This window comes from Variovorax gracilis, from assembly GCF_030317115.1.
Lineage (GTDB): Bacteria > Pseudomonadota > Gammaproteobacteria > Burkholderiales > Burkholderiaceae_C > Variovorax > Variovorax gracilis.
Genome location: NZ_JASZYF010000066.1, coordinates 1 through 10,112 on the forward strand (window position 1 = coordinate 1; position 10,112 = coordinate 10,112).

The window sequence follows — 10,112 nt, forward strand, 5'->3', positions numbered from 1 at the left end:
TGTGCTTCATCTCCAGCTCGAACAACTGCTCGTCTGTGAACACCGCCCGATCCAGACGATACAAATGCTTCTCAGGGTCGTCCTGCAGCATCGCATCAAGCTTGGCTAGGCCATTCGATTTCTCTTCATGGATTTGGATCACGCGAATCTCCTGTTCGTGAGGCTGTGTCGAAATTGAGCGGGGGATGCATCCACAGGCACACCCGCAGGAAAGGGGTGTAGCTACTCATCGCAGTCAGCGGAGCAGCGCATGCAAGCGGTGGTCCGAAGCACGGCTGCGCGAGGGCGTCCAGCGAGCGCCGAGCGTCGCGGTTGAGCCGCCCATCGAAGGCGACAGAGTCTTTGAATTTGTCTCATCGTTGCCCAGCTTCTTGTCTTTTGCCGCCGCCATTGCGGCAACCGTCAAGCATTTGGTCGTTTCCCGACTGTGGCTGGTGCATGGATTGCAGATGCCATGCCAACTTTTACCTACTGCGAGACCGGTTGGCACCTCGCTATGCAGACGACGTTTCAGTGAGTGCAAACCCTTATGCCTTTGCCGCAACGCTTGATTCGCGAATGAAGGATTTGATGCAAAGTTGGCCGCCTGACGTTTGCTTCAAGTGCGTTATTTGATTCATTGCATCTTGCTACTGCAGGAAGCCTGATCAAGAAGTGCTCCTGTGATGGAAGGGCTGGGGTGAGCAGGTAACGCTGGCATGTTGAAGATGGCACGCAGCGTGCTGCTGCAGACGTGAGAACCGAAAAGATCAATGGAGACCACGATGACGATCCGCTTCTGTGACAAGCGGTGGGGAACACCATGAAGAAGGCGAGCCCCCTCGCCGCTCCGGCTGACGCGCTGGAGCGCAACCTGCCGGTGTTGAAGGCCGATCAGGCCGGTATCGACAAGGTCCGCTTCCCGGACCTCACCGACCTGATGGCGCGGCTGCATTTTTCGACCAGTGACGGACGCATCTGGCTCGATGATCAACGGATGCTGTTGATCCATGCGAAAGCCCTGGGATCGTTGCGGCGCGAGATGATCGAGGCATTCGGGGCAGAGGTGACGCGGGGGCTATTTACGCGCATGGGCTATCAAGCAGGTACGTTCGACGCCCAAATGGCACGCAAGGTGAGGCCACAAAACACCTTGAAAGACATGTTCGTCGTCGGACCGCAAATGCATTGCCTTGAGGGAATCGGCCTGTCTGAGCCTGTAAGACTCGAATTTGACGTTGAACACGGAAAACACTACGGCGAATTCATCTGGACGCACCAAGTCGAGGATGAAGAGCATGCTCGGCACTTCCCCATCGGCACCGAGCCGTCGTGCTGGATGCAAGTTGGCTACGCTTCAGGGTTCTCCACCGAATTCATGGGACGCCAGATCCTCTATCGCGAAGTGGAGTGCCAGTCGATGGGCCAGCCGGCGTGCCGCATCGTAGGCAAGCCCGTCGAAGCGTGGGGCGAAGACGCAACGCACGACCTCCAGTATCTGATGCCTGCCGCGCTTCAAAGTGAAGCAGGAGAGCTGACGGGGTCGGCCGCGCGTCATGCAGTGCTTCCTCCCTTAGATTCAGCCGAGACCGGACGACCCGTCGGAATATCGCCCGGTTTCAATTCGGTGCTGCATATGGTTCGGCGCGTCGCGCCGACCAATGCCACAGTATTGTTTCTGGGCGAGAGTGGCGTCGGCAAGGAGGTGTTTGCGCGGATGCTCCATCGACTGAGCTCGCGTAACCAGAAGCCCTTCGTTGCAGTGAACTGCGCTTCGATTCCGGAGCAACTCATCGAGTCGGAGCTCTTCGGGGCAGAACGCGGTGCATATACGGGGGCCATGCAAAGTCGGGCAGGTCGCTTTGAGCGGGCCGACGGCGGTACCCTGTTCTTGGACGAGATCGGCACGCTGTCTGCCGGCGCACAGGGGAATCTCCTTCGCGCCCTTCAAGAAGGCGAAATTGAACGGCTCGGCGACACCCACACTCGACGAGTGGATGTTCGCGTCATTGCTGCTACAAACGTTGATCTCAGAAAAGAGGTTGCGGCGGGGCGATTCCGCGAGGATTTGTTCTTTCGCTTGAACGTCTTCCCGGTCCGGGTGACACCCCTGCGGGAGCGACGCGAAGATATACCTCTGCTCATGACGCACTTTCTCGGAAAGTTCAATCGGTTGCACGGCCATCGATTGACCGGCTTTACGCAGAGAGCAGTCGATGCGGTGATGTCGTATGACTGGCCCGGGAATATTCGTGAGCTGGAAAACGTCATCGAGCGAGGCGTGATCTTGGCCGCGGAAAATTCGGTCATTGACTCGCCGCAGCTGTTTACCAGCGGGGAGCAATTCAACGACAAGCAATTCGACGTCGATCGCGCCGGCATGCTCGTAAAAACCGACCGCACCCATATGCTGACCGACCCCGTATCGGATCCGGATGTCGAGCGCGTGTCCAAACGCTTCAACAGTTTGCTGCTTGGCGTGGACGACGACCAGAGTAAGGTTTCACTCGACGACATTGAGACTCTCTTGCTCCGGAAAGCCTTAGACAGGGCCCACGGCAACGTCGCTGCCGCCGCGAGGCTCTTGGGCATAACCCGTCCGCAGATGGTGTACCGATTGAAAAGCCGTGGAATCACTCACCAAGGCGATTGACCCCGTACGGCTTGCCACAACTGGAGCGAGACATGCTCTCCCACATCGAGCGACCAACCCTCCCGGTCCCAAGTTGGAGGCAGGTATGGTCCGACTTCGGTCCGGCCTACGCGGCGAACGGATTCATAGGCTGGGTGTTTTCCGCTACCGCACCTGTGGCGATCATTCTTTCCGTCGGCACGCGTGGTGGATTGAGTGAGGCTGAACTTGCGTCATGGATCTTCGGCGTCTTCTTTATCAACGGGCTGATCACCATCCTGTTCTGCTGGCTATACCGTCAACCGTTGGCATTCTTCTGGACGATTCCAGGCACTGTGCTCGTCGGGCCGGCACTGTCGCACCTGAGCTTCGCCGAGGTAGTCGGCGCTTTCTACACGACCGGCGTCCTCATGCTCGTACTGGGCGCGACCGGGTGGGTCAAGCGTGCCATGCAGGCGGTGCCCATGCCAATTGTCATGGGCATGGTCGCCGGGGTGTTCCTGCGCTTTGGCGTTGATCTTGTTCATTCGCTCCACGACGACATCGCAATCGCAGGGCCTATGGTCGCCATCTGGTTAGTCCTGAGCGCCCTCCCCCGGCTCGGACGGCGCTTGCCGCCGCTGCTCGGAGCCCTTCTGATCGGGGCGGCGGCGATCGTGGCGCTGGGGCGCTTCAACATCTCGGACCTAGGCGCAATCGAGCTTGCGCGACCGGTCATGCACATGCCTGCATGGTCGTTGCCTGCGCTGATTGAGCTGGTGGTGCCTCTCGCAATCACTGTGCTAGTGGTTCAAAACGGCCAAGGCATCGCCGTCCTCAAGTCCGCCGGGCACGTACCACCGGTAGATGCGATTACCGTGGCCTGCGGTGTCGGAGCGATCGCGAGTGCGGTAGTCGGCAGCGTGAGTACATGTCTTACTGGCCCCACCAACGCGATCATCACGTCATCCGGCACCCAGACTCGCCACTACACCGCGGGCATTTTCACCGGCACGCTCGCTGTGGCGTTCGGACTTCTGGCGCCGGCATTTACGCGACTGATGCTGCATGCGCCGAAAGCCTTCATCATGACGCTCGCTGGTCTGGCGATGCTCAAGATTTTGCAGGCTGCGTTCGTCGAGTCTTTCCGAGACCGGTTCTCGTTGGGCGCCTTGGTCGCGTTCCTCGTTACGGTGGCAGACCTTGGCGTGCTGAACATCGGGGCGGCGTTCTGGGGACTGCTTGCCGGTTTTGCAGTGTCGTGGCTCCTTGAACGTGAGGACATGGCCTAAAGGCTGATCGGAAGGTGTGGGGCCTCACAAATCGCAGCCCCCGCGAAGGCACGCAGGTGCCCTCTTTGCCGGGCGGCGCCGGCTGACGTACTGTCGTTCGCTCTTCTCGACAGCCACGCCGAGAAAACAGCAAGGCCTCGGTCGTGACATTCCAAACCAGAATGCCTTTCCGCCCAGAAAGCATTGGCGACGGTTCCCCCGCATTAATAAGATGCACAGCATTGGTGACAACCAATATTTGCAACAGCCGGGCCCGCTTTCGGCAACTTAAAGAGACAAACATCATGAATATCAAGCGATCGCTTCTCTCGTGCCTATTTTTTGGACTTTCCCTGGGAGCATTCAGCGCAGTTGCTGCTGACCCCTATCCGACCAAGCCGGTGCGGTGGGTGGTGCCTTATTCCGCTGGCGGCGGGTCTGATGCGTTGGCCCGGATCATTGCCACGCAGATGTCCACGCAAATGGGCCAACAGTTCATCGTAGATAACCGCCCAGGTGGGGGCGCCGTCATCGGCGCATCTGTGGTGGCCAAATCGCCTGCCGATGGTTACACCGTGCTGAGTGCTGACAACGGTCCTTTGGTCTTCAATACCGCACTCTTCAAACAACTGGCCTATGACCCCCAACGTGACTTCGTGCCGGTGGGATTGATGGTGCGATTTCCTTTACTGCTCGTAGTGAATCCGTCAACGAGCTACAAATCTCCGAAGGAATTGATCGATGAAATGCGAAAGAATCCCGGTAAACTGAGTTATGCAACTGCAGGTGTCGGCAGCCCTCATCACATCGCGATGGAGATGCTGAAGATGCAGGCGAAATTCGATGCCACGCATATTGCCTATAAAGGGGCGGCTCCTGCAATTCAGGACGTGGTCGGCGGTCAACTGCCATTGATGGTTGTAGATACCGCCGCCGGTATGCCGATGATCAAGGCAGGCAAACTCCGTGTCCTCGCCACGTTCTCAAAGTCACGGCTGAGTTCGTTGCCTGAAGTACCCTCATTGATGGAGCTTGGGTATACCGATGTGGAGGCAGTGGCCTGGCAAGGGATGGTGGTACCGGCCGCCACGCCAAAGGACATCGTCGACAAATTGAGCATCGAGCTGCAACAAGCCGTAAATACCCCTGCAGTACGCACGAAGCTGGCTGAATTGGGCCTCGAACCCACACCCTCCAATTCTGCGGCGATGACGGACCTTTTGCGACGAGAAACGGCCTTTTGGCCAAAACTGATTCGTGACCGCAATATCTCTTTGGACTAACCTTATCCTCAAGGAGTTTGAAATGATTGACAATAACGCACTGGCCGAATTGCTGCAAGAGCGCAAGTCGCTCAAGAACCAGGTCAGCGAGCAGGAATGGAAGGCTCGCGTGGAATTGGCGGCATGCTATCGCTTGATTGCCCACTTCAAAATGACGGACTGGATCTACAATCACATTTCCGCACGGGCACCTGACTCCCATGAGCACTACCTGATTAATCCTTTCGGACTGCTGTACGAAGAAATTTCTGCGTCGAATCTGGTGAAAGTCGACGTGACCGGAAAGCTTGTGGAGGACGTCGCGCTTGACGTCAATCCGGCCGCTTTCGTCATCCACGGAGCCATCCACAATGCGCGTCCCGACGTTGGATGCATCCTGCACACCCACACTGCCGCCGGGGTGGGCGTCGCAGCGCAGAAACACGGGCTGCTGCCAATTTCACAACATGCTTTCAAGGTGTACGACCGGATCGCATACCACGACTTTGAAGGCATTGCACTGGATCTCGAAGAGCAGCAACGACTCGTGGCCGACATCGGCAAAAAGGACGTTCTTATCCTTCGCAACCACGGTTTGCTGACGATGGGTAAAGGAGTTCGCGAGGCGTTCGAACTCATGTTCTATCTTGAACGTGCGTGCCAGATCCAACTCGCCGCACTCACCGGGGGCAGCGAATTGATCCATCCCTCGGCCGGGGTATGCGAACGCACGTGCCAGCAATTTGCCGGCGACGACAGCTTTGTGCAGGGGCGAGATTGGCAGGCGTTGCTGCGCCTGCTCGATCGGATCGATCCGAGCTACAAGGACTGACAAGCGGGACCCCCCGGCTTAACCAAAGAACGCGAACGGGTTGCGCAGCGAGATGGGGGCCCAGAGTCCATGCCGGGACACCACCCCAAGGGTACTTACTTCGCCAGCTGCGTCATGAGCCGAGGTCTTGTTGCCGACGATCGCACGGTCTCAATTCCCTGACGGTGGTTCGGAGTTCCTCCAAGAGCTTTGCTGCCGGTTGGGAGAGAAGACCGAATCGACGTCGATAAACAGCGAAGTGACGGAGTGAATCTGTATTCGCGACACCGAGCGCCTCGATGGAGTCTTCGCCGCCTTGGTCGACGAGAAGCAAGTCTGGTAGCCAACTGAGAAATCCGGCCCTGCGCACCAGGCTCCGAATGGCACCGACTGACCGCGTCTCAACTGCAACTTCCGGCGGTGGGTAACCGTTCTTGAGAAACATCTGATGCCACTCTTCGCGTGGCCCCATCTTTCGAGGCGGCAAAACCCATTTGGCACCCGCCAGGTCAGAAAGCTCAAGTCGGGCTTTCGAACGCAGCGGATGGGTCTTGGCGGCCACAATATGACAACCGTCTTGCCAGCCACTTTCGGAGATCTTGATCAGGTCATCGGTCTCAGGCATCGAAAACGATATTGCGAGATCGATTTCGCCCTTCTCCAGCCAGGTCGACAGTTCCTCATCCAGTCCCTCGACGATGTTCACGTGCAGCCCTGGCCACTGAGTGAGCAGCTTTTCGACGGCCGCAGGCAACATGTTTTCTATTGCACTTGCGACCGATCCTACTCTTACGATGCCCTTGCTTAGGCCACGCAGCGCTTCGATTTCGCGGACTGCATTGGCGCTTTCTGCGACGAGCAGAGAGGCATATGGCTCGAGTGCCGCGCCGTACGGGGTAAGTGCCATACCGGAAGCGTGCCGGTCAAAAAGCGGAACTCCGAGTTGATCCTCAAGTCGACGAATTATCCGAGTCAGTGCCGATTGGGTGACATGAAGTTCCTGCGCCGCGCGCCCCAAGCTGCCGTGCTGGACCACGCCTAGAAACGCTCGCATCTGACCCAGATCGCGAATCATCTCACTGGCCATAGGGAAAACCCAAGCACCTTTGGGAAATGGGGCTGAACCAATAAGCCGTAGAGGTGATCAAGACTGTTCCCGATAGCGTCACAAGGTATGTCGCCAATCAACTAATCCGGAAGACCCCCGGACTTCCGGCTGGCACCGTTGATCATCCCCGGTTGACTGCCGGTCGGCGCGGGCGGTGTGCCGGCGTCAATCAATGCCCCGGATCCGACCACCATTTTGTCTACGCCTCTCCAAAGACGTTGGAACCCACGGAAAAGCCATATAGAGGGCCCGACCTGCTTCTCGCGAAGCTGTCCCGCGCTGCCGTTCTGAGTCTTGAGTGGGCTCGGCACTTCAATCCGCGCGAATACCACGCGTCTGGATAATCTTGCCCCACTTGAGCATCTCGGCGTCGAGATGCACTGCCAGTTGCTTCGGAGTGCTCCCGATGGGTTCCGCACCAATAGCAGCAAAGCGCGCTTTGACGGTGGGGGTCTTCATCGCCTCAAGGAGCGCCTCGTTCATCTGCGCGACGATCGCGTCTGGCGTGCCGGCAGGCATGTAGGCGGCAAACCAAGGCGAAAGCTCATAACCTGGCAGTCCTGCCTCAGCGATGGTTGGCACATTGGAAAGCGCGGATGAGCGCGTGACCGTGGTCACAGCAATTGCGCGCAGCTTCCCGGACTGAATATGCGGCATTGCAGAGGTGACGCTGTCGAACATGTAGTCGACCTGCCCGCCGATCAGATCCGTCACCGCCGGTCCGCTGCCCTTGTATGGCACGTGCAGCATCTCGACATTTGCCATCGAAGCGAACAGTTCGCCGGCAAGGTGTATCGATGTGCCGTTTCCGGCCGATGCGAACGTCACCTTGCCTGGCTGGGCCTTGGCCTGCGCGATCACCTCGGCCACGGTTTTGCCCTTGGATTGCGCCGCGTTCGTCACCAGTACATTGGGCACCACGGCAAGGAGCGAGATGGGCGAGAAAGCCTTGACCGAGTCATAGCTCAGCTTCCCGTAGAGGAATTTGTTCACTGCCATGCCGTTGGCCACGATGATCATCGTGTAGCCGTCGGGCGAAGCTTTGGCAACGGACTCTGCGCCGATGTTCCCGCCGGCACCAGCTCGATTCTCGATCACGAAAGGTTGGCTGAGTTGGCGGCTCATCTGCTCGCCGAGCGTTCGTGCAATGCTGTCCATCGCCCCTCCCGGGGGAAACGGGACGATCCATTTGATGGCCTTGGTCGGATACGCATCAGTCTGCGCAAGCACGACGCTGCAACCCAGAGCACCAAAGGCCGCGACCACTGCAGCCAGGGGCCGACGCTTTGTTGCAACAGGTTGATGGTGTTGAGGGATCGATTTGGTCATGGTTGCATCCTCGAACCTAACTAGGCGTCTAACTGGCCGATTATCAGGCTGCGTGGCCGCACACAACGTGGGAGACGGGGTTGCACTGGGGAGAGTTACCCTAATGCGCGTTCCCACGGATGCCCTCCGCTGTGAAGCTTGGCCGGCCTGGTCGCTATCCTTCGGCAATCACTGAGATGCCAATGTCGGCGGGTCCGCAACGCGCTACTCCATGGCGAGTGCAGACCTTGGCGATGCAGGAGACACGTCACGGTGCTCCTCCACAGAACCCTTCTTCTGGCTGCCGATAGAGCGCCCATGGTTGATCATCGCCACGGCGATTGCCGCGATCACCGCCGGCACTGCGATGGCCATGAAGTTCAGTTGCAGCGGCAGCGCCAACCCAACCAAGCTTCCAATGACGATGGGGGCGAGGATTGCGCCGCTTCGTCCCACCCCGGAAGCCCAACCGATGCCCGTCGCCCGCACCGCCATCGGATAGAACTGCCCCACATAAGCGTAGGTCACGATTTGGGTTCCGATGGTCGATGCGCCGGCCAACCCGACTAGTAGGAACAACAGTTCCGTTGACACGCGAAAGCCCAGCAGGGTGATAGAGATGGCTGCCAGGACATACATGCCGACCAGCACGTACTTGATGTGAAACCGGTCGGCGAGCCAGCCCCCACCCACCGCACCGACCATGGCGCCAAAGTTGAGGACCAGCACGAACGTCAGCGCCGAGCCAAGGCTGTACCCTGCGCCGGCCATCAACTTGGTGAGCCACGAGCTAAGGGCATACACCATGAACAGGCACATGAAGAAGGCGATCCAGAACATCACTGTGCTGAAGCCGCGCCCTTCTTGGAACAGGCGGCTGATCGGCGCGCTCACCACCTTGTCTTCGCGCGGCAACGCGAAGTGGTCGCCTGGTGCCGGGCGATAGTCCGGGTCCAGGCGAGAGGCGATTTGCCGCAACTCATCAACCTTGTTCGACCTAATCAAGAAGGGCATCGACTCAGGCATGGACTTCAGGATGGCGGGGATGAGCAGAACCGGCAACCCCGCAGCAAGAAACACGGAAGACCAGCCATACGCTTCAATCAGCCCCTTGCCCAGCAGCGCTGCCAGCATGCCTCCAACCGCATAGCCGCTGAACATCAACGTGACCATCGTGCTGCGAATCCTCCGTGGGGAGTATTCGGTCATCTGCGCAACCACGTTCGGCATCACACCGCCAATGCCCAACCCAGCAAGGAATCGCATCGCGCTGAAGCTGATCGGCTCCCGCATGAGGCCAGCGGCAGCTGTGAAGATGCTGAACAGGGCCACGCAGATCACGATGGCACGCCGACGTCCGATCTTGTCGGCGACGGTGCCCAGGAAGATGGCGCCGAACATCATGCCAAATAGTGCCGAACTGACCATGAAGCCGGCGTTTGTGGCGCTGACGCCCATCTCCTTCATGATCGACGGCAGCGCGATGCCGGCCACTGCCAGGTCATAACCATCGCAGATGATGATCAGGGCGCACCAGAAGAGAACGAGGCGGTGAAAGCGGTTGAAGCGAGCCTCGTCTGCGAGCTTGTGAAGGTCGATGTGGCGCATGCTGTTGTCCCGGTGTATCGAAGTTGGTACGAGGAGAGTTGAAGTTCAGCCGAGGTCGCCGCCGCCGACTGGAAGGATCGACCCGGTGATATAGGACGATTCGTCGGACGCGAAGAACAGGATGGGGGCGACCTGCTCATCGATCGTTGCGTAT

7 protein-coding genes and 1 pseudogene are annotated in these 10,112 nt (G+C 58.7%); 4 read left to right on the forward strand and 4 right to left on the reverse strand.

Going from position 1 to position 10,112, the window contains the following annotated elements; all coding sequences use genetic code 11:
* Positions 1 to 802 precede the first annotated feature (802 nt).
* From QTH97_RS36290 to QTH97_RS36305, 4 genes are all read left to right on the forward strand, one after another.
* Complete coding sequence (locus QTH97_RS36290; protein ID WP_286573587.1) at positions 803 to 2,632, forward strand: sigma-54-dependent Fis family transcriptional regulator; 1,830 nt, start codon at positions 803 to 805, stop codon at positions 2,630 to 2,632.
* 32 nt (positions 2,633 to 2,664) lie between these two features.
* Positions 2,665 to 3,882, forward strand: a complete 1,218-nt coding sequence (locus tag QTH97_RS36295) for a benzoate/H(+) symporter BenE family transporter (protein ID WP_286573589.1) — start codon at positions 2,665 to 2,667, stop codon at positions 3,880 to 3,882.
* Positions 3,883 to 4,166: 284 nt separating this feature from the next.
* Positions 4,167 to 5,144, forward strand: coding sequence for a Bug family tripartite tricarboxylate transporter substrate binding protein (locus QTH97_RS36300; protein WP_286573591.1), 978 nt, complete (start codon positions 4,167 to 4,169; stop codon positions 5,142 to 5,144).
* Positions 5,145 to 5,166: 22 nt separating this feature from the next.
* The gene (locus QTH97_RS36305) at positions 5,167 to 5,955 is read left to right on the forward strand and encodes a class II aldolase/adducin family protein (protein WP_286573592.1); all 789 of its coding nucleotides are present in this window, start codon (positions 5,167 to 5,169) and stop codon (positions 5,953 to 5,955) included.
* A 112-nt stretch (positions 5,956 to 6,067) separates the two neighbouring features.
* On the opposite strand, the gene QTH97_RS36310 is transcribed toward QTH97_RS36305, so the two are convergent.
* The 4 genes and pseudogenes from QTH97_RS36310 to benD all read right to left on the reverse strand — a co-directional run.
* Positions 6,068 to 7,009, reverse strand: a complete 942-nt coding sequence (locus tag QTH97_RS36310; RefSeq protein WP_286573593.1) for a LysR family transcriptional regulator — start codon at positions 7,007 to 7,009, stop codon at positions 6,068 to 6,070.
* 345 nt (positions 7,010 to 7,354) lie between these two features.
* Positions 7,355 to 8,371 (reverse strand): Bug family tripartite tricarboxylate transporter substrate binding protein, encoded by a 1,017-nt coding sequence (locus QTH97_RS36315; RefSeq protein WP_286573594.1) that lies wholly within the window; start codon positions 8,369 to 8,371, stop codon positions 7,355 to 7,357.
* A 204-nt stretch (positions 8,372 to 8,575) separates the two neighbouring features.
* Positions 8,576 to 9,958 (reverse strand): MFS transporter, encoded by a 1,383-nt coding sequence (locus QTH97_RS36320; RefSeq protein WP_286573595.1) that lies wholly within the window; start codon positions 9,956 to 9,958, stop codon positions 8,576 to 8,578.
* Between the two features lie 45 nt (positions 9,959 to 10,003).
* Positions 10,004 to 10,112 (reverse strand): annotated as a pseudogene (gene benD / locus QTH97_RS36325) (1,6-dihydroxycyclohexa-2,4-diene-1-carboxylate dehydrogenase); the annotation flags it as partial.